At 69.6% G+C, this 23,272-nt stretch carries 20 protein-coding genes; 13 read left to right on the top strand and 7 right to left on the bottom strand.

The features are described from left to right. Positions 1–134: 134 nt before the first annotated feature. Positions 135–950 (top strand): alpha/beta fold hydrolase, encoded by an 816-nt coding sequence (locus FMP39_RS29770; RefSeq protein ID WP_141593486.1) that lies wholly within the window; start codon positions 135–137, stop codon positions 948–950. 32 nt (positions 951–982) lie between these two features. After that, positions 983–1,969 carry a PHB depolymerase family esterase gene (locus FMP39_RS29765; protein ID WP_141593485.1) on the top strand — a complete coding sequence of 329 codons (987 nt, stop codon included), beginning with the start codon at positions 983–985 and terminating at the stop codon, positions 1,967–1,969. Between the two features lie 12 nt (positions 1,970–1,981). Here FMP39_RS29765 and FMP39_RS29760 read toward each other — a convergent pair whose 3' ends face one another. After that, positions 1,982–2,923, bottom strand: coding sequence for an MBL fold metallo-hydrolase (locus FMP39_RS29760; protein ID WP_141593484.1), 942 nt, complete (start codon positions 2,921–2,923; stop codon positions 1,982–1,984). A gap of 88 nt (positions 2,924–3,011) precedes the next feature. On the opposite strand from FMP39_RS29760, the gene FMP39_RS29755 reads away from it, so the two are divergent. The 5 genes from FMP39_RS29755 to FMP39_RS29735 all read left to right on the top strand — a co-directional run bounded on the left by FMP39_RS29755 (position 3,012) and on the right by FMP39_RS29735 (position 11,617). Beyond that, a complete protein-coding gene (locus tag FMP39_RS29755; RefSeq protein ID WP_141593483.1) occupies positions 3,012–3,896 on the top strand; it encodes a LysR family transcriptional regulator in 885 nt (294 codons plus the stop codon). Positions 3,897–3,990: 94 nt separating this feature from the next. Then, entirely contained in the window at positions 3,991–5,667 is a 1,677-nt protein-coding gene (locus FMP39_RS29750; protein ID WP_141593482.1) for an isovaleryl-CoA dehydrogenase, read from the top strand. A 64-nt stretch (positions 5,668–5,731) separates the two neighbouring features. After that, on the top strand, positions 5,732–6,553 hold the full coding sequence (locus FMP39_RS29745) for an NAD(P)-dependent oxidoreductase (RefSeq protein WP_011557229.1): 822 nt from the start codon (positions 5,732–5,734) through the stop codon (positions 6,551–6,553). A gap of 132 nt (positions 6,554–6,685) precedes the next feature. After that, the gene (locus FMP39_RS29740) at positions 6,686–10,261 is read left to right on the top strand and encodes a hypothetical protein (protein ID WP_228558451.1); all 3,576 of its coding nucleotides are present in this window, start codon (positions 6,686–6,688) and stop codon (positions 10,259–10,261) included. A gap of 120 nt (positions 10,262–10,381) precedes the next feature. Beyond that, a complete protein-coding gene (locus FMP39_RS29735; protein WP_141593481.1) occupies positions 10,382–11,617 on the top strand; it encodes a murein transglycosylase A in 1,236 nt (411 codons plus the stop codon). Here the strand turns inward: FMP39_RS29735 and FMP39_RS29730 are convergent. Beyond that, positions 11,601–12,059 carry an OsmC family protein gene (locus FMP39_RS29730; protein ID WP_141593480.1) on the bottom strand — a complete coding sequence of 153 codons (459 nt, stop codon included), beginning with the start codon at positions 12,057–12,059 and terminating at the stop codon, positions 11,601–11,603. The genes FMP39_RS29735 and FMP39_RS29730 overlap by 17 nt on opposite strands. A gap of 275 nt (positions 12,060–12,334) precedes the next feature. On the opposite strand from FMP39_RS29730, the gene FMP39_RS29725 reads away from it, so the two are divergent. The 3 genes from FMP39_RS29725 (at position 12,335) to FMP39_RS29715 (ending at position 15,449) form a co-directional block, all read left to right on the top strand. After that, positions 12,335–13,426 (top strand): 2-oxoglutarate and iron-dependent oxygenase domain-containing protein, encoded by a 1,092-nt coding sequence (locus tag FMP39_RS29725; protein WP_141593479.1) that lies wholly within the window; start codon positions 12,335–12,337, stop codon positions 13,424–13,426. 18 nt (positions 13,427–13,444) lie between these two features. After that, a complete protein-coding gene (locus FMP39_RS29720) occupies positions 13,445–13,795 on the top strand; it encodes a DUF2845 domain-containing protein (RefSeq protein ID WP_141593478.1) in 351 nt (116 codons plus the stop codon). A gap of 73 nt (positions 13,796–13,868) precedes the next feature. After that, positions 13,869–15,449 carry a carboxypeptidase-like regulatory domain-containing protein gene (locus tag FMP39_RS29715; protein WP_141593477.1) on the top strand — a complete coding sequence of 527 codons (1,581 nt, stop codon included), beginning with the start codon at positions 13,869–13,871 and terminating at the stop codon, positions 15,447–15,449. 12 nt (positions 15,450–15,461) lie between these two features. Here FMP39_RS29715 and FMP39_RS29710 read toward each other — a convergent pair whose 3' ends face one another. After that, complete coding sequence (locus FMP39_RS29710) at positions 15,462–16,781, bottom strand: thioredoxin domain-containing protein (RefSeq protein WP_141593476.1); 1,320 nt, start codon at positions 16,779–16,781, stop codon at positions 15,462–15,464. A gap of 272 nt (positions 16,782–17,053) precedes the next feature. Here FMP39_RS29710 and FMP39_RS29705 point away from each other — a divergent pair, with 272 nt between their 5' ends. After that, entirely contained in the window at positions 17,054–17,698 is a 645-nt protein-coding gene (locus FMP39_RS29705; protein ID WP_141593475.1) for a hypothetical protein, read from the top strand. 69 nt (positions 17,699–17,767) lie between these two features. Continuing rightward, positions 17,768–17,989: a hypothetical protein gene (locus tag FMP39_RS29700; RefSeq protein ID WP_228558450.1), complete on the top strand. Its 222-nt coding sequence runs from the start codon at positions 17,768–17,770 to the stop codon at positions 17,987–17,989. Between the two features lie 10 nt (positions 17,990–17,999). Here the strand turns inward: FMP39_RS29700 and FMP39_RS29695 are convergent, their stop codons facing one another. Next, on the bottom strand, positions 18,000–18,602 hold the full coding sequence (locus FMP39_RS29695; protein ID WP_141593473.1) for a CDP-alcohol phosphatidyltransferase family protein: 603 nt from the start codon (positions 18,600–18,602) through the stop codon (positions 18,000–18,002). Positions 18,603–18,719: 117 nt separating this feature from the next. Here FMP39_RS29695 and FMP39_RS29690 point away from each other — a divergent pair, with 117 nt between their 5' ends. Continuing rightward, entirely contained in the window at positions 18,720–19,736 is a 1,017-nt protein-coding gene (locus tag FMP39_RS29690; RefSeq protein ID WP_141593472.1) for a DUF4846 domain-containing protein, read from the top strand. An 88-nt stretch (positions 19,737–19,824) separates the two neighbouring features. On the opposite strand, the gene FMP39_RS29685 is transcribed toward FMP39_RS29690, so the two are convergent. From FMP39_RS29685 to FMP39_RS29675, 3 genes are all read right to left on the bottom strand, one after another. Further along, entirely contained in the window at positions 19,825–20,877 is a 1,053-nt protein-coding gene (locus FMP39_RS29685) for a fatty acid desaturase family protein (RefSeq protein ID WP_141593471.1), read from the bottom strand. 309 nt (positions 20,878–21,186) lie between these two features. Then, the gene (locus FMP39_RS29680) at positions 21,187–22,476 is read right to left on the bottom strand and encodes a cytochrome P450 (RefSeq protein WP_141593470.1); all 1,290 of its coding nucleotides are present in this window, start codon (positions 22,474–22,476) and stop codon (positions 21,187–21,189) included. A 380-nt stretch (positions 22,477–22,856) separates the two neighbouring features. After that, on the bottom strand, positions 22,857–23,270 hold the full coding sequence (locus FMP39_RS29675) for an STAS/SEC14 domain-containing protein (RefSeq protein WP_044277323.1): 414 nt from the start codon (positions 23,268–23,270) through the stop codon (positions 22,857–22,859). Positions 23,271–23,272 lie beyond the last annotated feature (2 nt).

Genomic DNA, 23,272 nt, shown 5'->3' with positions numbered 1-23,272 from the left:
GAGGCGGGCGGCCGTGGCGCGCAGGCGAGAGCGGGGGGAGGTGCTCATATGGTACTCTTGAAAAACGAACGTTCGTTCATGTAGCTTCGGACCTGCGGTTCGACACGCTTCCTACCTGAATCTGGGGTCCGAACATGCCGTTGCTCCAGCTCGAGGAGCTCTCCCTCTACTTCGAGGAATCGGGTGAGGGCACCCCCGTGCTGTTTCTTCACGGGCTTGGCTCCTCTGGCCGGGACTGGGAGTCCGTGGCACCCAGACTGACGGGCCGCCATCGCGTCATCGTGCCTGATGCGCGGGGGCATGGCCGCAGCGGCAAGCCGCCGGGCGCCTATGGCGTGCCGCGCTTCGCCCGGGACATCGCCGGGCTGTGTGATGCGCTGGGGCTCACCGGCGTCCACGTGGTGGGCCTGTCCATGGGCGGGATGATGGGGTTCCAGCTCGCGGTGGACCGGCCGGAGCTGGTGCGCAGCCTGGTCATCGTCAACAGCGGGCCGGAGCTGGTGGCGCGCACGCTGCGCCGCAAGTTCGAGTTCGGCCTGCGCCTGACGCTGCTGAAGCTGCTGGGGCCCTCGGTGCTGGCGAAGGTCCTGGCGCCCAAGCTCTTCCCCAAGCCTGAGCAGGAAGCGCTTCGTCAGCGCGCGCGGGAGATATTCAGCGCCAACGACCCGGACGCGTACCTGCGCGCGACGAAGGGGTTGGTGGGGTGGAGCGTCATGCGGCACCTGGGCGGCATCACCTGCCCAGTGCTGGTGCTCGCGTCCGACAGGGACTACACGCCCGTGTCCACGAAGCAGGCCTATGTGGACCTGCTGCCGAACGCACGGCTCCAGGTGTTGAGTGATTCCGGCCATGCGTCACCGCATGACCAGCCCGACAAGGTCGCCGACGCAGTGGAGGCCTTCCTGGCCGGAGTCGAGGACGCCGCGGCGGATGCGCGGCAGCCGGGCTGAGCGTGGTCCCCCCACCCCGAAGGAGTCAGCCAATGAAGCGGAACGCTGTCACGTGCTCGCGCACGGGGTTGTTGCTGCTCGCCGTCCTCACGCTCACCGCCGCGGCCCCCGCGCGCGCCGGCACCTGGGTCCATGGCATCGAAGGGACTCGGGGCTTCCAGCTCTGGGTGCCCACGGGTTACCAGGCGGACACGCCGCTGCCCCTGGTGGTGGCGCTGCACGGCTGCTTCCAGAACCCGAGCCAGTTCGCCGGCCTCTCGCGCCTCAACGAGAAGGCGGACGCGGAGAAGTTCCTGGTGCTGTACCCGAACCAGGCGACGTTCGCGAACCCCACGCAGTGCTGGAACTTCATGCTGGTGCTCAACCAGACGCGAGGCCACGGTGAGCCCGCGCTCGTTGTGGGCATGGTGGAGCAGGTGAAGCGGCACTACGCGGTGGATGCGCGCCGCATCTACGTGGGCGGCGTCAGCTCCGGCGCGGTGCTTACGGGCACGCTGCTGGCCTGCTACTCGGACGTGTTCGCCGCGGGGATGATTGGCGCGGGCGCCATGTACAAGGCGGCCACCACGATTTCGGGCACGGGCTTCGCGATGCTCTTCGGCAGCATCTACCACCCGGATGACCGGGGCCGGGACGCGTGGGAGTGCTCGGGCCGTCCGCGTCACACGGTGCCGGTGCTCGTCGTGCACGGGACGAAGGACAGCGTCGTCAACATCGTCAACGGCCGGCAGGCGACGCGGCAGTTCCTCCAGACCAGCGACTACGGCGATGACGGTGTGGCCAACGACAGCATCCGTCCGGTGGCCACGCAGGTGACGCGGGCCAGTGTGCCCGGCGGGCGCGCGTATACGGTGGAGGACTACGTCTACGGCGGCTCGCTGGTGGCGCGGCACATCGAAATCCAGGGGATGGACCACGCCTGGCCCGGCGGGGATTCGCGCTATCCCTTCGCCGACCCGTCCGGGCCGGACGGCACCTCCATCATGTGGGACTTCTTCCGGCAGCACACCCGGAACTGAGGCCCGCGCGCGTCAGTGTTGGTGGCCCATGCGCACCTCGACCTCGGGGTGCGCATGGGCGAACGCGCGCAGCTTCTTGAAGCTCACCGTGGCCCGGTCCGCGTCGTTGTTGAACGAGCCGGGCTCCACGTCGTGCTCCCAGCCCCAGCGGGTGTGGCTGACGTCCCCCGCGAGCAGCACCGGGCCCTTCGTGGAGCGCACCAGGTACGCGGTGGTGCCGGGCGTGTGGCCGGGCAGCCAGAGCGCCCACACGGAGCCGTCCCCGAAGATGTCCACCGCGCCGTCGAACAGGCCGGCGTCCTCCCGCGCGTAGGTCCACTCCGACAGCGGCGGCTTGCCGGCCAGGGCCCGGTCGCTGTTGCCCTGGACGACGAGGTTCACGAAGGCGCGGTCGGAGGCCTCACCCGGTCCGGTGTAGACGGGTGTCCCGGCGGGCACGTCCGCCATGCCGGTGATGTGGTCCAGATGCAGGTGCGTGAGGAACACGCCCGCCAGCGGCTGTTGCTGCTTCGCCAGCCACTCACCCAGCGGTGCGTGCACCGTCATCTTCTCCATGTTCATGGCGCTGGCGACGAGCCCGCGCATGGCGGCCTTCTCCGGCGCGTCCCGCAGCGCCGTCTCCACGCCGGTGTCGACGATGAAGAGGCCTTTCTCCGGGTGGCGGAGGGCGTGGAAGAAGACCTGGACCGGTTCATCCCCGTCCTCCAGGCCCGCGCGCTTCGCGGTGGGGTGGTCCAGGTTGATGAGGCCGCCGCGCTCCACGGCCCAGTCGCAGGAGACGACCGTCTCCAGTTCCACGGGGCCGGGTTGCGTCAGCATCGGGAGCAGCTCCGACGAAGGGCGCGCCTTGCCGAGCGCGGAGGGCTGCACGCCATGTGAGGTGACGGCGCAGCCCGTGAGGGCGGCGGTGGCGAGCACGGTGGCGAACGAGAGGGCAAGGGAACGGTTCCGCATGGTGGGGCTCCTGCACGTCGAGACAGGCGCAAGGTAGCGATGCGAGAATGGATGGAAAATGGCGATTCAGGCATGAGGTCATGCATTCATGGATATCTCCTGGGATGACGCGCGGCTCTTCCTCGCCATCGCGGAGACGGGCAGTTTCAGTGGGGCGGCGCGGCGGCTCCGCATCGGTCAGCCCACGGTGAGCCGGCGGCTGGCAGCGCTGGAGTACGCGGTGGGCGCCTCCCTGTTCCGCAGAGGCGTGGATGGGGCGGTGCTGACGGTGGCGGGCGAGCGGCTGGTGCTACCGGCCAAGAAGATGGCGGAGTGGGCCGGAGAGCTGCACCGCGCGGCGGAGTCGTCGGACACGTCGCCTCGCGGCCTGGTGCGCGTGACGGCGGCGCCGTACCTGTGCTTCGACTTCCTCGCGCCCTTCTCGGGAGCGGTGGCGAAGAAGCACCCGGGGCTGCGCTTGGAGGTGCTCTCCGGGATTCAGTACCTGGACCTGGGGCGCGGCGAGGCGGACCTCGCGCTGCGAGCCCGGTGCCCACCGAACGCGGACTTGAAGCGCGTTTATGGCGTGCAGATTCGCAACGCCGTCTTCGTGGCGAAGTCGCTCAAGGCGAAGCTGCCCAGGCGGCCCACGCTCCAGCAGATTCCGTGGGTGGCCTGGGCGCCGCCGTTCGATGCGACGCCGCCCAATCCCCAGTTGGAGTCCATCATCCCCGGCTTCTCGCCTGTGTTCACCGCTGACAACTACCTGGTGATGCTGGCCGCGGCCGAGGCAGGCGTCGGGGCCATGGTGCTGGGCGACCTGCGGCACCGCTTCGTTCGGGAGCGGAGCCTCGTGCCGCTCGACCTGGACCTGGGGCCCTATGCCACCAGCGAGCTGCACCTGGTCTGTGCGAAGTCCGCGCTCGACATACCGCGTGTGCGGAAGGTTTCGGAGCTGCTGGTCGAGGAGCTGGAGCAGGCGAAGAAGCGGTGACACGCCGCAGCCGCCCCTCGGGTTGCGATGGCCTGCCGCGCGTGTTCACGGTAATTCAGGGGCACCGGGCATCGTCCCCAGGAGGACCTTCATCATGACGGAACGCAACGCCATTGCCGCCGGTTTCCTCACGCACGAAGTCACGAACCAGCCTCCGCTGCTCGAGTACGACGCGTGGACGACGGACACCGTGCTCCGCGAGGTGGTGGCCCGCGAGGGCGGCGGTTGGGCGGAGGCCGACCTGGCGAAGTACGGCCCCGTGGTGGGCGGGGAGATGCAGCAGCTGGCGTTCCTCGCCAACGAGAACAAGCCCAAGTTCCGGCCCTTCGACCGCTATGGCAACCGCCGAGACGAGGTGGAGTTCCATCCAGCGTATCACCGGCTGATGGAGCTGGGCATGGCCCACGGCGTGTCGGGTTTCGCCTGGCGCAACGAGGACAAGCCCGGCGCCCACGTGGCGCGCATGGCCCTCTTCTATCTGCACAACCAGGCGGACCAGGGGACGAGCTGTCCGCTCACGATGACGTATGCGTCAGTGCCCGCGCTGCGCCACCAGCCGGAGGTGGCGATGGAGTGGCTGCCGCGCGTGCGCTCGGCGTCCTACGACAGCCGCTTCATCCCCGCCGCGCAGAAGTCGGGCGCCACCATTGGCATGGGCATGACGGAGAAGCAGGGTGGCTCCGACGTGCGCACCAACACCACCAAGGCGCACCGCTTGGGTGAAGGCCGCGGGCCCGGGCAGCCCTACGCGCTGGTGGGCCACAAGTGGTTCTTCTCCGCGCCCATGAGCGACGCCTTCCTGGTGCTGGCGCACGCGGAGGGGGGCCTGTCGTGCTTCCTGATGCCGCGCTTCACGCCGGACGGCGCGCTCAATGCCATCCGCGTCCAGCGGCTGAAGGACAAGCTGGGCGACTGGAGCAACGCCAGCTCGGAGGTGGAGCTTCATGGTGCCTACGCGGTGATGGTGGGCGCGGAGGGCCGCGGTGTCCCCACCATCCTGGAGATGGTCGCGCTGACGCGGCAGGACTGCATGATTGGCTCTAGCGGGCAGATGCGTCAGGCGCTGGTGCAGGCCATCCACCACACGCGCCACCGCGTGGCGTTCGGCAAGCGGCTCATCGACCAGCCGCTGATGCGCAACGTGCTGGCGGACCTGGCGCTGGAGCTGGAGGCCCACGTCGCGCTCACCGGGCGCGTCTCCCGCGCGGTGGACGCCACGCCTCGGGACGAGAAGGAGGCCGCGTTCTGCCGCATCGCCACGGCGGTGGGGAAGTACTGGGTGTGCAAGCGCACGCCCTCCTTCGTCAACGAGGCGCAGGAGTGCCTGGGCGGCGCGGGCTACGTGGAGGAGACGAACCTGCCGCGCCTGTACCGGCAGGCCCCGCTCAACTCCATCTGGGAGGGCAGCGGCAACATCCAGTGCCTGGACGTGCTGCGCGCGGCGTCGCGCGAGCCGGCCAGCCGGGAAGCCCTCTTCGCCGAGCTCCTGGCCGCGCAGGGCGGGCACCCCGCCTACGACGAGGCCACCGCGCGGCTGGGCAAGGAGCTGGCCAACACGGACTCGCTGGAGGCGCGCTCGCGCACCATCGTGGAAGGGCTGGCGTTGGCGCTCCAGGCGTCGCTGCTGATTCGCGCGGGCAACACCGCCGTGTCGGATGCCTTCTGCGAGTCCCGCCTGGGCGGAGCGCATGGACAGACGTTTGGCACGCTACCGGCCCACGCGCCCATGCAGATGCTCATCGAGCGCGCATTCTCCGAGGGCGCGAAGTGATGGCGCCCGTCGCCCAGGTGGCGCCTCGGAAGCCGTCCGCTCGTTCGTGATAGGAGGACACCCCATGTCCAATCTCCAGGGAAAGACGCTGTTCATCACCGGTGCCAGCCGTGGCATCGGCAAGGCCATTGCCCTCCGCGCTGCCCGGGATGGCGCCAACATCATCATCGCCGCCAAGACGACGGAGCCGCACCCCAAGCTCCCCGGCACCATCTACACGGCGGCGGAGGAAATCGAGAAGGCCGGTGGCAAGGCGTTGCCCTGTGTCGTGGACATCCGCGACGAGCAGCAGATTGCCGCCGCCGTGGCCAAGGCGGTGGAGACCTTCGGCGGCATCGACATCCTGGTGAACAACGCCAGCGCCATCAGCCTCACGGGCACGCTCGAGACGCCGATGAAGCGCTTTGACCTGATGCACGGCATCAACACGCGCGGCACGTTTGCGTGTTCGCAGGCGTGTATCCCGTACCTGAAGAAGGCCAGCAATCCGCACATCCTCAACAACTCGCCGCCGCTCAACATGGAGGCGCGCTGGTTCGCGCCCCACGTCGCGTACACCATGGCGAAGTTCGGCATGAGCATGTGTGTGCTGGGCATGGCGGAGGAGCTGCGCTCGGACGGCATCGCGGTGAACGCCATCTGGCCGCGCACCGTCATCGCCACCGCGGCGGTGCAGAACCTGCTGGGCGGGGAGGAGACCATCCGCGGCTGCCGGACGCCGGAAATCATGGCGGACGCGGCCTACGCCATCCTCACCAAGCCGAGCCGCGAGTTCACCGGCAACTTCTGCATCGACGAGGAGGTCCTCCGCGGCGTGGGCGTGACGGACTTCGACAAGTACCAGCTGGTGCCCGGGGCGGAGCTGCTCCCGGACTACTTCATCTGAGTCTGTATCGCCCCAGCCCGTCTTCGCGCGCGGAGTCGCTGGAGCCCGCGCGCGGGCGGGTCGCTTTGCTCAGGCTTTGAAGGGGGGCGGTCGTTTGTCAGGCGCGGGAACGTCGGGCAGTCTCCCGCGGCCATGCACGAGCCTCGCCTCTCCGAGTTGCGCGACGAGCTGTCCGGTATCCACCACGATGCTCGCGTCCGCAGGATGGTGGAACTGGGGCGCCTGGCGCCGACGAACCCTGGCGTCCGCGAGTTGCTTGGGATGCTGTCTCAAGGGGATGCCTTCGAGCGGTACCTCGCCCTGTGTGCCCAGTTCACCTGGCGCGATGGGGGGCAGGTGCTCTCCGCCACCACCGATGCGTCCGCTCGTGTTCGTTCTCTGGCCTTCCGACTGGTGCCCCTGGCCTGTGACGACGCCCAGGCGCTGGAGGCCCTGAAGATGGCGTGCGCCGTTCGCCGCCAGGAGGGACTCCTCCGGGGGTTCGTGAAGACGCGGCGGCAGGCCGTCATCGATGCGTATCTCGACTGGCTGGCCACCTGCACGGGCGTGCCTGACTTCGCGGATGCCGTCCCCTTGGCGACGTCCGAGGGCATTCGCCGTCACCTCCCCAGCGCCCTGGCGCGCCCCAGTGTGCGCTTCTGGAGTCGGATGGCGCACAACGCCCCCGGCATCCTCGCGGAGGTCTTCGCCGCACGTTTGAGGGCCGTGACGGGCGAGCCCGATCCGGTGACGCGCATGTCCCTCAACGCGTACCTGCATCGCATCGCTGACCAGGCCCCCGACGCGGCCTTGGAGTTGTTCGAGCTGCTGCTCTCCCGCCGCATCCATCCCGATACCTATGACGACTGGCATTGCCTGGCGCTCCATCGGCCCGAGGCTGCCGTGTCGCTGCTCCAGCGGCACGAGCACGCGGCCCCCTTCGAGGGGCAGTTTGCCCGCGCCGCCGCGCGGTTGAGCATGGACTCGCTCGCGTGGCTCGTTCGTCATGCTCCCAGCTCACTGGGGGATGCGAAGACGCTGCTCCCCCGGCTCTCCGAGACCGCGCGCCGCGTCGTCGTCGAGGCGTGGTGCGCCACGGTGGATGTGGCGCCGGACTGGGGGACGGAGCTGCTCCGCTCCATTTCCGATGTCCGCGAACGGGAGCGCGTCCATGCACGCTGGAGCGTCGCCGCGAGGAACCGCGATGGCGTCATCGCACTGGAGACGGTGACCGCGCTGCCCATCGATTTGCGTGAGCGCGAGGCGCGCCGCCATCTCCATGAGGTGGTGGCCCTGGGCTCCCGGCCCGAGCAACGCATGGGGTACGCATGCCTGCTGCCGTGGGATGAAGCGGAGGCGGCGCTCAAGGGATACATCGGTCACCCGGATGCCAGCGTGCGAGGCATGGCGTTGGCGTCGCTGTTGGCCATCCCCGGGCTGCGTCCGGACGAGCCCGCCTTGGTGGACCGTGCCCTGCCGCTGGCGTTGGCGCGCAAGAACGAGCAGGACCCCGTGCGGATGCTGATGCTGGGCGCGTTCGTGCGGTGGCCTCGCCGCGTGTGGCGCCGCGAGCACACCGAGGCGGTGGGCCGGATGTTGCGCGACGCGCTGGACGCGGCCGACCTGTCCTATCAGACGGCGGAGTTCGCGGAGACGTTGCTGCTGCGCACCTTCGCCAGGGCCCCCGAATGGGGGGCGACGTGGCTGGCCACCCTCCTCAAGGAGCGTGGTCGGCTCTTCAACGCTCGCGTGGGCGAGTACCTCACCGATGACGAGGTGCGCGCCGCCGCGCCCCAGCTCCTGGACATTGCCCGGGGATGGGCTCAGCGCGAGCGGGGCGGGCCGCTGCTCGAGTTGGTGAACAGCCTGGGCGCTCGTGTGAGTCTGGTCGCGGGACTGCGGGAACTCATTGTGTCCATGCGGGAGGAGACGCCCTGGCCCTTGCTGGCGCTGGGGATGGCCCAGTGGCAGTCCAAGCACGACCGCGCGGGCTTCGAAGCCACCGTGGGCGCCACGGTCCGGCGGTTCCTCGACCTGGGGTGGTTCTCCGAAGTCATCGCGTTGGCCCACTCGGAGGATGCGGCGCGACCGCTGCATCCCGAGCTGAGCTCCGGACTGAAGCGGGTCGCGCTTCGCCTGGGAAAGGAGGCGCACTCCGCCCTGGTGGTGCTCCGGCGACGGGCGTGGGCCGCCTTCGACGGCTTCCTGCCCGAGCTGCTCAAGGCCGATGCCAGCGTCATCTGCTTCCCGGTCGTGAACACGTACCTGCATCGGCGCAGGCAGGAGCTGCTGACGCCCTACCTGAGCGCGCCCGTCATCACCGGTCGTTTCTCGACGGAGAAGACGGGTTGGTTGCTGGCGTTCGATGACCGCGGTTTCTTCCGGTGGACCGCGCGGCAGAGCGCCCTCTACTCGCACGCGGTCTGCCGGCTGGTCGAGGACCCGGAGCGAGACACGCCGACGTTGCTCTGGGGTGTCTCGACACTCGCGGCATTGACCTGGGGGCCGATGGAGGGACTGTGCACCCTGGTGGACGACGCGCGGCCCGTGGTGCGGGAGAGGGCCATCCGGGTGCTGGGCCGGTGCGACCAGGGGCAAGGCGTGACCACGCTGCTGCGCTGCCTGGAGGATGCCCGTGCGCGCATCGCCATCTATGGCCTGCGCCGTGCCTTCAACGGCATGCCTCCCGCGCGCGTGCTGTCCCTGCTGGCGGGCGTCCCCCTCACCAAAGTCACCGTGGCCAAGGAGGTCGTGCGCCTGCTGGGGGAGCTGCGCGTGGAGGCCGCCTACGAGCGGCTCCTGGAGTTGGACGGAATGAGCCTGCATCGGGACGTGCGCATCGCCCTGCTGCGCGCGCTCTGGGACCACCTGGAGCGCGAGCCCACCTGGGCCGTCTTCGCCCGCGCTGTGGAGGACCCTGATTGGGTGGTGGCTTCACGGCTGGGAGACATCCCCGCGAACCGCCTCACCGAGACCTCCGACCGCAAGCTGTCCGCGCTGCTCGGGCAGGTGCTGGCTCGCCCCGAGCCGGAGGCGCGCATTGGCCTGCTTTCGCGCGCGGCGTATCTCCCCGTCAGGGATGTGGAGCGCGCCTTCCTTGATGCCTGTGGGGCTCGGCTGACGTCGCCATACGATGAAGAGGTGAGCTGGGCGATGAGGGCCCTGCTCCATCGCTCCAACGAACGCGACCTGGAGCGGCTGGAGGGCATGTTGGAGGCGGTGGCTTTGGACCGGCGCGCACTGAACGCCGCAGTGACGCAGTTGCTGGCGGTGGAGGTGAAGTCCCGCGCCAGCTACATGCAGGCGGCGCGCGCGGCAGAGCGGGTCCTCTCCCGGGACAGTCGTCTGGCGCCGCTGTACATCCAATGTGTGATGGCGGCACGGTCACCGCTGGAGTTGGCTGAAACGCTGGTCCAGATGGGGGAGGCAGGCCTCCTCCATGCGGATGCCCTGGAGGCGTGCCGTCTCGTCGTGAGCATGTTGCCCAAGGGGGAGCTGGAGGCGGTGGAGGCCCGGTTGAGCGCGAGCGCGAGCGCGGAGGCTCGGCGCGTGGCGGTCTGGTGCCTGGTGCACGACGCGGCGCCGGGGCGCGGATGGACGCCTGAGCGGCTGGGCCGGCTGGCGCGGCTCCAGCAGGACGCCTCGCCGTTGGTCTCTGGCGCCGCACAGGCCATCTTCCCGCCACGGGAGCAGGCCTTTTCGCTCAAGGTACCTTCCAAGTCCAAGTAGCTCCCCGCGGCCCGGCGCCGGGGCCCAGGCATCCGCCGTCAACGCCTGCCTGCTCGCCCATCCCGGCGCACGCCGTTCCCATTCGCCCATCGGGGCAGGTGCGATAGGTAGGGGAGCCACATGGACATGCGGCACCTCCGAATCCTCCTACTGTCGGCGCTGGGGCTCCTCGCCTCGGCCTGTCTGAGCCCCACCCGCGCTCCCGTCACCAGGCCCGAGGACGCGCTCATCGGCCTGTCTCGCAAGATGGAGCCCCGGGACGACGGTGACGTCGCGTCCCTGCGGACCGCCGTCGCGGAGAGCCTCGTGTGGCTGCGGAGCCGTCCGTCCGACCACCGCTTCATCTACGGCGCGCGGCAGGTCTCCATCGCCGAGCTGCGGACCGCCCTGGAGCGCCTGCACGCGCGGCTTCGCGAGGACCTCACGCCGGAGGCGCTGTGGACCCTGGTCCTGGAGGACTTCGAGCCGCTGGAGGCCGCCGGAGGCGAGGACGGCCAGGTGCTCTTCACCGGCTACTACGAGCCGACCATCGAGGCGAGCCTGACGCGCACGGACGTGTACAACGTGCCCATCCACGGGCCTCCGTCCGACTTGATTGAGGTCCCGCTGGAGCCCTTCGCGGAGCGCTTCAAGTCAGAGCGTGTCTTCGGCCGGCTCGACGGGCGGAAGGTGGTGCCGTACTGGTCGCGCGGGGACATCCGTGGGGGGCGGCTCAGCGGACGGAAGCTGGAGCTGGCATGGGCCAAGGACCCGGTGGCGCTCTTCTTCCTGGAGGTGCAGGGCAGCGGTTCGTTGCTGCTGCCGGATGGGAGCCGGCGCCGCATCGGCTACGCCGCGTCGAATGGGAAGCCGTACCGCAGCATCGGCTCGCTGCTCATCCAGGAGGGCGCCATCCCCAAGGAGGAGATGTCGATGCAGGCGCTGCGCGCGTGGCTGGCCGCGAATCCGCAGCAGTGCCACCGGGTGCTCGACCACAACGAGTCCTACGTGTTCTTCCGCTTCCTCAACACCGCGTCGGTGGGTTCGCTCGGGCGGCCGGTGACGGCGGGGCGCTCCATCGCGACGGACGCGCGGCTGTTCCCCAAGGGCGGCCTGGCCTTCATCCACACCGAGCGCCCGGTGCGCATGGCGGATGGCTCCGTGCAGTGGAAGCCGCTGTCGCGCTTCGTACTCAACCAGGACACGGGCGGGGCCATCCGGGGCGCGGGCCGGGTGGACGTCTTCTGGGGCGCGGGCCCGCAGGCGGAGCTGGCGGCGGGGATGATGAAGCAGAAGGGGCGGCTGCTCTTCCTCGTCCCCCGGCCCGGCCGCGCCGCGCCCCTGGTGGCGCCGGTGCCCGTCACGCCTCCGAAGTAGCGGCCTTCAAGGTGAGGTGCACCGGCGTGGCGTTGGCGAGGTTGTCGCTCACCGGGCAGCGTGCCTCCACCTCGCGCTTGAGGAGGGCGAGTTGATCCGCGTTCGCGGGCGTGTGGACCTGGAGGGTGACCTCCAGGGACTGGTAGCCCGCGCGGGCGCCGCCGCGCTTGCCGGCGAACGTTGACGGGTCCAATGCGCCGCGCACGGTGATGTCCGTGCGCGTCACCGGGATGCCCAGCTCCCGGGCGATGTAGAAGGTCATGTAGTTCAGGCAGCCCGCGTGTGCGGCCAGGATGAAGTCGAGCGGACTGGGGGCGCCATTGCGGCCACCCAACTCCACGGGCTCGTCCATGAATATCTTGAAGGCGCCCGCGTCGGTGATGCTGCGCGCCATGCTCTCTCCGACGGTACGGACCTCTCCGGTATACAGCGGGCTTTCCATCGCGGGGTTCTCCTTGTGAGAGGAAATACGACCCACCATGTGCATCCTGGTTGCCGCCGCGCGCGACTGCCCTGGGGGACGAGGGAGCGGGGCCTGGCACGGGAGCAGGGAGGGGAGCAGGGGTTTCCGCCCACCACCGAGAGACGCAGGTGGCACGCATGCGCCCAAACCGGGCAGTATGGCGCCCGTCTCCCTTGTCACGGGTGGCCTGTGCACACCCTGCCCGGCGCGGATGCCGGTGTGGCACCGTGGGGAGAAGACACGAGGCACCTGGGATGAGCAGCGACGTGGCGGAAACGAAAGACGGAGTGGTTCTTCTCGACTATGCGCAGCTCGTGGCGGGCGCGGACCTGAGCGCCGCCATCGAGCGCGCCTACGGGCATGACGGCATTGGCCTGCTCGTCGTTCGGGGCATCCCCGGGCTGTCCGAGCTGCGCGACAACCTGCTGCCCCTGGGCTTCCGCTTCGCCGCGCTGCCCACCGAGGTGAAGGACCGCTACGTCCACGCGCGCAGCAGCTACTCGTTCGGCTGGAGCCACGGGAAGGAATTGCTGCGCCCCGGCCAGTTCGACGAGTTCAAGGGCTCGTACTACAACAACCCGCAGTACGACGTGCCGCACACCGACGCGGCGCTCATCGAGAAGCACCCGGAGAACTACCACCCCAACGTGTGGCCGGATGCGGACTTCCCGGAGCTGCGGCCCGCCTTCATGGCGCTGGGCCAGCGGATGGTGGACGTGGGCGTGCTGGTCGCCGAGCAGTGCGACAAGTACGTGCAGGCCAGGCTGGGCAGCCGCCTGGCACCGGACGCGGCGCTGGCGAAGACGATTCGTGATTCGCGCGCGTGCAAGGCGCGGCTGCTCTACTACTTCGCCATCAACGAGGACGCGACGCCGCGCACGCGCGACTCGTGGTGCGGCTGGCACAGCGACCACGGCTCGCTCACGGCGCTGTGCCCGGCCATGTACTTCGAGGCTGAGCCGGGCGCGACGGAGCCGGCGCGCAAGGACATCCCGGTGCCGGACCCGGAGGCGGGCCTGTACGTGCGCACGCGGACCGGCGAGGAGCGCAAGGTCGTCATCCCGAAGGACAGCCTGGCCTTCCAGATTGGCGAAAGCTCCCAGATTGTCACCGGCGGGCTGCTGCGGTCCACGCCGCACGCGGTGCAGGCGCTGGCCCATCCGGCCAGCCGCAACATCTCCCGCGCCACCTTCGCGGTGTTCATGCAGCCGGACAATGACATGCACCTGCGTCCGCCGGAGGGCGTGGACCCCGCCGAGCAGAAGGTGGGCGCCTTCCAGCCTGGAATGACTTTCGGCGATTTCGCCAAGGCGACGTTCGCGAAGTTCTACAACCCCTACGCGTAGCGTGAGAGGAGACACCCCATGCGAGCTCTTGGATTGGCGGTCGTGCTTTCAATGGCCGGGGTGCCGGTGGCGGCGGAGGCGGCCTCGCTCCGCTGTGGCCAGGCGCTGGTGGCGGATGGGGCGCTCAAGACCGAGGTGCTCGCCAAGTGTGGGGAGCCGGCGGCGAAGAACTTCCGCACGGTGACGGACTCGGCGGGCTCGGTGACGCCAGACAGGAACACGGGGGGCGTCACGACGGAGCGGCGGACCGTCACCCGGGAGTACGAGGAGTGGACCTACAACTTCGGGCCGCGCCGCTTCATGCAGGTGGTGACGTTTGAGAACGGCCGCCTCATCGACGTGCAGAGCGCGGGCTACGGCAGCGAGTAGCCGGGCCGGGATGTGCCACCCGGACGGAGAGTGATAGCCTCCCGGTTCCACTGCTGGAGCTGGGGGCCGTTCAATGATGCACGGGTTTCGCTGGGGCATTGGCCTGAGTGCCATGGCGGCGGTGCTCGGAGGCCTGGGCATGTGGCGCGTGGAGCGGGCGGCGCACCCGGTGCTCGTGGAGGTGCCCTTTCCGGCGTTCGCGCAGCTCCCCGCCCTGCCGCCGCTCCCCCTGCCGCCGCCGACGATGGATGGCGCGGCGGATTCGATTCAGGTCCGGGCCGTCTCCCAGCGCAGCGGTGCGCCGCTGGCGGGCGCTCGGGTATTCCTCCTCCGAGGGTTGTTCGCGTCCGGCCTGGGAGAGCGGTTGCCCGACGAGACAGCGCTGACGGACGCGTCGGGCGTGGCGACCTTCATGGCGCCTGGCGCGGGCGTGATGACCGTCTGTGCACGGGGGGCCGGTCACGCCGAGCGCTGTGAGCGGGACGTGGGCGTGGTTGCCGGGGGCTCGCTCGTCGTGGAGCTGAAGCTTCCGCCAGGGGCCAGCGTGGAGGGACAGGTTCTCCTGCATGACGGGACGCCGGCGGAGGGTGTCCGGCTGGTCGCGTCCGGTGACCCGATGTTGCTGGAGATGACGCCTGTCTGGGCCACGACGGATGCACAGGGGCGCTACACGCTGGATGGCGTGACGCCGGGCTACCCCGTCAGCATGACGCCCTTCTCCCCCGAGGGAGAGGGGTTCCACCGGTCCGTGGGCGCGGAGCTGGCCGCCGGCGAGGTGCGGCGGTTCGACTTCCAGCTTGGCGCGTTCGTTCCGGTCACCGTCAAGCCGGTGATGGGGCGCCGTCGTGGGACGGAGTTGGTGGAGTCCGTCCACGTGAATGTCCAGCTCCAGCCCCAGCAGGACGGCACCTTCACGGGCATCACCGAGTCGGGGCGCCACGCCCTCTCCGTGTGGGGCCGCCGGAACGGGCGGGCGGTGTCGGCACGGAAGGAGGTGACGCTGGCGCCCGGTGCTCCGGCGGTCATCGCGTTCCCCTTCTCCGCGCTCGAGGAGGGCGGGAGGGTGTGGCAGCTGTACTCCAGCGACCCTGGCGAGTTCGAGGTCTCCGGTCGCGTCTTCCTCCCGGACGGCACGCCGGTGAAGGGCGCCTGGATTGGGTCGCAGAGGCCGGGTCCACGGGGGCGGGGGTGTGGCAACTCGGCCGAGGACCATGCGCAGGTCCGCTTCGATGGCCCCGAGTTCGTGGTGACGCCCCGGGTGGGCGCGGGGCGAATCTTCGCGTGGCTGCCGGATGGCCGCGCGGGCAGCGCCGTCGTCCGAGGCGGGAAGGGGGAGCGCGTGTCCGTCGACATCCACGTGGAGGAGACGGGCGCCGTGGCCGGGATGATGGATTTCGGAGACGACCACCCCTGGGGCTACCGCGAGGAAATCACCGTCAACCATGAGTGGGTCGGTGCCTCGCACTTCACGTTGTTGGATGGCCGCATCTTCGTGCCCGGGCTGAAGCCGGGCCGACACGTGCTGCGCACCTCTCTTGGGACGGTGGAGTTCAACGTCAACGCCCGCGAGGTGACGAACGTGGGCGTGTTGAGACGGCCGCCGGAGCCGGAGGCCGCGGTCCCTGATTCAGAGGTCGCGGCCTCGGCGCCGTGAGTGGCTGCGCGACTACCGCGCCGCCTTCCGCAGCTCGTCGTCGATGATGGCGCGGAAGTGCTCCACCGGCCGGGCGCCCGTCACCGGACGGCCGTTGATGAAGAACGTGGGCGTGCCCGTGGCGCCCACGCGCATGGCCTGGGCGACGTCCGCGGACACGTGCGCGTCATGCTTGCGCGAGTCCAGCGCCGCGTTGAAGCGGCCCACGTCCAGGCCCACCTGCCGCGCGTAGTCCTCCAGAGACGCCCGGTCCAGCTTGCGCTGATTGGCGAAGAGCACGTCGTGGAACTCCCAGAACCTGCCCTGCGCGTGCGCCTCCATGGCCGCCTCCGCCGCCACCTGTGCGTTCGCGTGCTGCGCCAGGGGCTGGTGTTTGAAGGCCACCCGCAGCTTGCCGGGGTACGCGGCCTCCAGCGCCTTCATCGTCGGCACCACGCGGGCGCAGAACGGGCACTCGAAGTCCGAGAACGCCACCACCGTCACCGGCGCGTTGGCCGGGCCCCGAGTCGGCGCGGTGCCCACGTCCACCTGCTGGATGGCCGGCTCCTCGGGCATCATCTGCTCCGTGGGCGGGCGGTCCTTCCCTGCGGAGATGATGCGCGCGTAGACCTCCGTTGGCCGCACGCCCGTCCGCACCAGGGCCTCCGCCTTGCTCAGTTCCTCGTCCACCACACCCGTGAAGACCTCCAGCGGCTGGGCCCCGCTGATGAAGCGGCCATTCACGTAGAAGGCCGGCGTGCCAGTGGCGCCCAACTGCATCGCCAGCGCTTCGTCCTGGCGGATGCGCTCCGCCAGCCGCGGGTCCGCGCGGTCCTGGTTCCAGCGCGAGATGTTCAAGCCCACCTTCATGGCGTAGCGCTCCAGGTCGGCCTCGCTCAGCGCCCGCGGGTTGGCGAAGAGCGCCTCATGCATCTCCCAGAACTTGCCCTGCTCACCCGCCGCCAGCGCCGCCAGCGCCGCCGGCCGCGCGCGCGGGTGGTTGGCCAGCGGGTGGTGCTTCATCACCACGCGCAGCTTGCGGCCATAGCGCTCCTGGAGTTGCTTCACCGTGCCGTTCGCACGTGAGCAGAACGGGCACTCGTAGTCGGAGAACTCCACCAACGTGACGAGCGCGTCCTCCGCTCCCGCCGTTGGCGAGTCATTGACCGGCACCTTGTAGACGGTGGGCGAAATCGGCGCACGCGGACGCGCGCCGGGGGCGGGGGCCTTCGCCGCGAGGTTGGCCGCGTGGGCCGTTCCCGTGGCCAGTTCGGTGGGACGCGCCAGGCGCCCTCCCGCGAAGCCCAACGCCAGACCGACACTCAGGCTCACCCAGACAGACGACTTGGACATGGTGTTCTCCAGGAAAAGACACACCCGTGGCGCCGCGGTCCGCCGCGTGACACCACCGGACCAGGCTTGCTCAGGCCCGGCGCCCAAGGAGTGACGCGAGGCGATTGGGAGTTTCAGTGCGGCCTCGAAGAATTTCCGCGCCGCTGGCGGTCCCCATGGGGGCAGGCGGTGGCCCGCCAGGTGGGTGGCTCTCCTGCGCATCCCGGCCGGGCCGGTGGTTGTCCGTCACCCGGCAGGCCCCAACTTTGAAGCGGAAAGGAGGTCAGGGCCTCATGCTGCGCAAGGCAATCTGGTGGGTGCTGGGCATCGCGGGGCTGTCCATTCTGCTCTGTGGTGGCGTGGCGACGGCGCAGGGCACACAGCAGGCGCCCGCGCGGACGGAACAGGCGCCAACGGGACAGGCCCTGACTGGGACGGACGCCGCGGCGCTCCAGCGCGAAGTGGACCAACTGCGCGCCGAGCTGTTGCAGCTCCGCCAGGAGGTGACGCAGCTTCGGGGGCAAGTCACGGGCACGGGCGGCGCGGGCATTCCTCCAGGCGCGAGGGTGGTGAGCCCTCGGCGGGACACGGCTGACCAGCAGGACGCGGGCACGGGAGGCACGGGGGCCGCGGGCGTCGTCAATGACGTGCCACCCGAGGGCTCGGATGTGCCGTCGCCTCCGGGGACGGCCGTGGTGGATGCCGTCTATACGGGCGTGGTGCGCTCCGTGGGCGACACGGAGGTGGCCATCGCCGTCGGGGAGGGGCCGCCGCTGACGCTGCGCGTGGACCCTCGGACGCGGGTGTTCCGGGACGGGCGCAATATCGCCTTGCGGAAGCTCGAGCCCGGCGAGCACGTCCGGGCCGTGGTGAACCTGCTGGATGAAGAGCGGACGATGGAGATTTCCGTGCTCCCCTCCACTCCGGCTGGGAAGTGAGGTGCCAGGCCCATCCACGCTTCGTCAGTCGCACGTCCGATGCTCGTCCCCGAGGGGGAGGTTTCCACCATGTCTGCTTACGACCGTTACCGTGCACTCCTGAACAAGCTGCGGCTCGTCCGCGTCCGGCACCCTGAAGGCGACTCACCCGAGGAGGACGGTCTGCTCGACGACATGGATGAAGTCTGGATGGAGATGAGCGAGGGCGAACGCTCCGCCATCGCCACCGAAAGGGCCCGCGTGTTGGGCCTGCCCGAAGCCCAACCCGCGGACTCGGCGGCGCAGCCCTGACGCCGCGACCCTACTTGCGCACGGGCGGCAGGGAGGAGCCCGAGGAGGTCGCGCCGCCGGACTCCGGCTTCATCCGCCGCGGTCCGGCGTCCCGCTCCCGGGCCTTCAGCACCGCGTGGGAGTAGTCCACCACCGACGCGAAGGACAGGACGCCGATGAGCGCGACCAGGGGCACCACCGCGGGGGGAAACAGCAGCACGCACAGCAGCGTCACCAACTGCAGGGAAGTGACGGCCTTGCCCAGCATCCGCGCCTTCAGTTCCACCGAGCGCAGCCTGGGCGCCAGCCGCGCGATGAAGAAGCCCACGGTGGTGCCGACGTCGCGCAGCACCAGCAGCAGCACCGCCACCCCGCTGATGAGCCCGTCGAGGTAGCAGACGAGGATGGCCGTCACCATGAAGGCGCGGTCGGCCACCGGGTCGATGAGCGCGCCCAGCCGTGTGGCGAGCCCCTTGTGCCGGGCAATCCACCCATCCAGGAAGTCCGTGAAGGCGGCCAACACCACGAGCCCCGCGCGAACCCAGGCATCCGGGACGAGGATGAAGGCCACCGCCAGGGGCAGCCGGGTCAGCGACAAGGTGTTGAGCAGCGCGAGGCTCGCCTGTCGGCGCATAAGACTCAAGGTAGTGCTCGGTCCCAGCCGCGCACGTTCCGGGGGCGGCGAGCGTTCAGCGGTAGACCCACCCCTGGGAACGCGGGGCAGCCAGGGAGCGACCGGACTCAAGCGAGCGTGAGGGAACTCCAGGCCCGTGAGAAACCTCCAACTCGCGGCGCCACCTGTCGTGCCGCCCTGACTCCTGGAGATGGCTGCTTCGTGTCCGCGTTCGACTGCTCGCCGTGCTCGTCCTCCCCGTCCTGGCCCGCCACCGAGGGCCGCTTTCGTCCGTGGGCCTGGACGCTCTTGTGGGCGTTGTGCCTGCTCCCTGCGTCCGGGTGGGCCGCGGAGGAGGACCAGCCCCGGCCCGCGACGCGGGAGGAGCTGACGCGCTACGCATGGCTGCCGGCCCAGTCGGTGGTGCGCCCCTTGGAGGCCGCGGTGGCGCCGCCGGAGGGCTACACGCGGGTGCCGGTGGTGAAGGGCTCCTTCGGGGCCTGGCTGCGAGGCCTGCCGCTGCGACCGGACGGCACGCCGGTGCTCAGCCACCAGGGCGGGCGGATTCTGGCGGCGGAGGACGCGCGGCTGGCGGCGGTGGCGGAGCTGGACGTGGGCACCGCCAACCTCCAGCAGTGCGCGGACTCCGTCATCCGCCTCCATGCGGAGTGGCTCTGGGCCAGCGGCAAGCGGGAGCGCCTGGCCTACCGCTTCACCAGCGGGCACCTGGCGGAGTGGCCTCGGTACGCGGAAGGGGACCGGGCGCGGGTATCGGGCTCGAAGGTGTCGTGGGTGCGCGGCGCGGCGCCGGATGCCTCTCGCGCCAGCTTCCGCGCGTGGCTGGACCTGGTCTTCACCTACGCGGGCACGCACTCACTGGAATCCCTCAAGGGGCGGCCCTCGCGCGAGGACGTGCGGCCCGGGGACTTCTTCGTGCTGGGCGGGAGTCCCGGGCACGCAGTGCTGGTGCTGGACGTGGCGGCCAACGCGGCGGGGAAGCGGGTGGCGCTGCTGGGGCAGGGTTTCATGCCCGCGCAGGATTTCCACGTGCTCTCCGCGGGAGGCGACACCGGACCCTGGTTTCCGCTGGAGGGCGAGGACGTGGTGACGCCCTTCTGGAAGCCCTTCCCCTGGTCCTCGCTGCGGCGCTTCTGACCGCGGGCCCAGGCCTCGCCGGCCATCCTGGTGGAGCCCCCCGGCTACACCTGGACGGCACGGGGCGAGGCCCGGCTCGCGGCGACCACTACGAGTGGAGCGGCTGGCTCAGGCGCGACGGCTGGGCCGAGGCGGCAGCGGCAGCGGAGGCCTCCGGCTCACGCGTGAGGTACTGGATGAGGCTGTTCTCCTTGCCCAGGTACGTGTCGAACTGGTTCACGCCGTCTTCCAGCAGGCCGGCCTTGTCGAGCTGCGCGTGCATGGCGGGCAGGTTGTAGAAGGGCACGGAGGGGAAGGCGTGGTGGGTGAGGTGCAGATTCACGTTGAGCGGCGCGATGAAGAAGTTCTCCAGCGCGGTGCCCAGGATGTCGCGCGTCTCGCGCGTCTCGTCACCGGACGTCGTCTCCTCGATGGGGTGCTCACCCAGGGCGCGCATCCGGAAGAAGGCCATCATCACCGTCGTCGTCGGCAGCACCCACAAGAGCAGCCAGTGCAGCCACGCGCCCGTCGTCACCAGCACCGTGACGAGCGTGGCCACGTACAGCCAGTAGCGCAGGTGCTCGCCCGCGGAGATGCGGGGCTGGGCGCGGCCCACCAGGCGGCCCCAGTACGTCCAGGGCAGCACCACCTTCAGGTGGTTGGGGGCGTACAGGCCCAGCGCATCCGCCAGGAAGACGGCCGTGGCGCGCATCGGCGTGCGGGGGAAGTGCCAGGAGGCGTCCACCAGCTGGCCGGCGAGGTACGGGTCCTTCGGCGTATTCACGTAGCGGTGGTGCAGCATGTGCTCGTGCCGGTAGCCCGCCGTCGTCATGTTCAGCGGGAAGGCGCAGAGCAGATCGCTGACCACGTCCGACACCTTGCGGTTGGACAGGAAGTGGTAGTGCGCCGCCTCGTGCATCAGCGCCAGCAGCGCGTGCTGCCGGGTGGCGATGAGCACCGCCGCCAGCGGCCAGGCCCACCAGCGGTCCACGAATAGAACGAAGGCAAATGCCGCCGCGATGACCAGCCACTGAGCGGCCATGGCCCACAGCGCACGACCATTGTTCACCTTCGACATCTCCCGGGTGATGGCCGCCAGCGCCTTGCGGTCCACTCGGTGCGCGTACTGAATGTCGGCCTCATCCACCACTTGAGCGTACATGTCGGGGGGCTCCTTCTGCTTTACTCGGAAGCAGGGTGTTCCTGGACTCTTTCGCGCGGAAATGGGTGGTGAGGCAAGAAAATTCTTTCTGGAATGCACGCGTTCCAGAGTGAGCGCGCTGTTCGGGTCATCCTGTACCCCATGGGGGTCTGATTTGTCCCGCCCATTCACTCGAAGTGGGGTGGGTTTCTACCCTTCTTTGTAGGAAATCATCCGCTTGGCGCTGGAAATCGCGGGTCTCCGGACATGACAAGGGCCTGGAGACCGGTGTCGGTCGCCAGGCCCTCGTTCACTCCCGGGTGGGTGGGCTCAGGTGGGGGTCCACTCCACTTTCAGGTGCTTCATCTGCCGCAGCACCAGGCTCTGCCAGGTGCCGAAGTCCTGGCCGGGGACGAGCTTCGGGTCCGGCAGCCGGTCCAGGAGGATGTTGGTCGTGATTTCGAACTGGAGCCGGGCCAGGGGCGCGCCCAGGCAGAAGTGGGTGCCGCGGCCGTAGGTGAGGTGCTGCGGCACCTTCTCCCGGTCCACGTCCAGCTTGCTGGAATGGGGGCAGAGGGATTCGTCCCGGCTGCCGGCGGCGAAGAGGAGCAGCAGGCGTGAGCCCTGGGGAATCTTCACCCCGCTCAGCTCCAAGTCCTCCTTCGCGGTGCGAATCATGGCGTGGGAGACGGAGTCGTAGCGGCTGGACTCCTCGAGGAACTTCGGCACCAGGTCGCGGTTGTCGCGCAGCCGCTGCCACAGGCCATGCTGCAGGGCCAGCCTCCAGGCGTTGGCCATCAGCGCGGTGGTGGACTCATGGCCGGCCGACAGCATGGACGCGCCCACGGCCATGACCAGCTCGTGCATCGTCAGGGCCTCGCCGTCGCTCTCCACGGCCACCAGGTAGCTGGTGAGGTCCTCCTGCGGGTTCTTCTTCCGGTCCTCGATGAGGCGGATGCAGTACTGCTGGAACTCGATGACGCCCTTCGCCATCTCCACCTGGAGCTCGGGGGCCACGTACTCGAAGACGAGCTGCTGCCAGTCGGAGCTCCAGCGCTTGATCTTCCAGACGTCCTCTTGCGGTACGCCCATGACGCCGAGGATGACGTGGACGGGGAGCGGCCAGGCGAGCTGCTTCACCAGGTCCGCCTCACCGTCCTGGGCGAAGCGGTCCACCAGGGTGGTGGCCATCTCCCGGATGAAGGGGCCCATGCCGGCGATGCGCTGCGCGGTGAAGCCCCGGTTCATCAGGCGGCGCAGGCGGGTGTGCTCGGGGGGGTCCATGCCCAACAGCACGTGCGCGGTGGGGAAGCCCTGGTCCAGGATGGCCTTGGCCTCGTCCGTGAGGTGGGTGCCGCTCGCCAGCATGTCCCGGTTGGAGTACTGCGCCGGGCTCTTCAGCACCTGGGAGATGTCCTCGTAGCGGCTGACCAGCCACATGTTCAGCATGGGGCTGAAGCTGACGGGCTCGTCCTTGCGCAGCTTCTCGAAGAAGGCGTGCGGGTCCTCCGCGTGGGGGCCCGTGAACGGGTTGTACTGGGCACCCAGGTGGGGACAACGTCCCGCGGACGCGTGGGCTGGGACTCCGGTCTCTTCCTGCTTCTGCACGGACACAGGCATGGCGTGGCTCGCCAGACGAGCGCGGCCCCCCGGCACGCGGTTCGTCTGCAACGGGTGAATGGCAATGGAGGGGCCAGGCCCCTACAGGCGGTGGGTCAGGGGTGTGGGGAGCCGGCGAGGAACGACCGGGCAGGGTGGGGCTCCCCTAATCCGCCTATACAACGAATTCTGGCTTTATTGCCAGTAAGGGCACACTTTTTCATCTTCACTGGTTTCTAGTGCTGGCGCTTGATTCCAGTAAAAACGCGGTAAGGACCGGACAGTGTGCGGAGGTTCACTCAGAGCGCGCCATTCGGGCGGACTGAGGGCGCACCTGGAGCGTGCCCACCGGATGGTGGTGGTCAGGACTCCAGGGCATGAGGGGGGAATCGGGCGGAGGCTCAGCCCAGCTTCTTCTTGTTCTTCTGGCGGTGCTGCGCCACCCAGGCGCGCGCCTCGTCGTGGTCCTTCACGAAGGTCGTCTCAAAGCGCGCCTTGCCGGTGAAGAGCATGCCCAGCGCGATGACCTTGCCGAAGGTCTGCTGCACCACGTCCGCGCCGACGTACACGGTGCCCTTGAACCAGTCCGCCTTGCCGTTCTCCGACAGGTAGCGCCGGGGCTCCGCGCCCAACTGGGAGCGACCGATGTCGGCGATCAGGTAGTAGGGCCCGTATTGCTGGGCAATCTCCCCGTACACGTCGACCGCGCGCTTGATTTCATCCAGGTCGATGGGGCCGACGAAGGTCGCCTGCACGACGTCGGGCGCCTCATAGCGCACCGAGTGGGAACCGAATGTCCATTCCAGTTGCTGCATGT

The organism is Myxococcus sp. AB056, from assembly GCF_006547365.1.
Lineage (GTDB): Bacteria > Myxococcota > Myxococcia > Myxococcales > Myxococcaceae > Myxococcus > Myxococcus virescens.
This window is presented reverse-complemented; position numbering and strand designations above follow the sequence as displayed.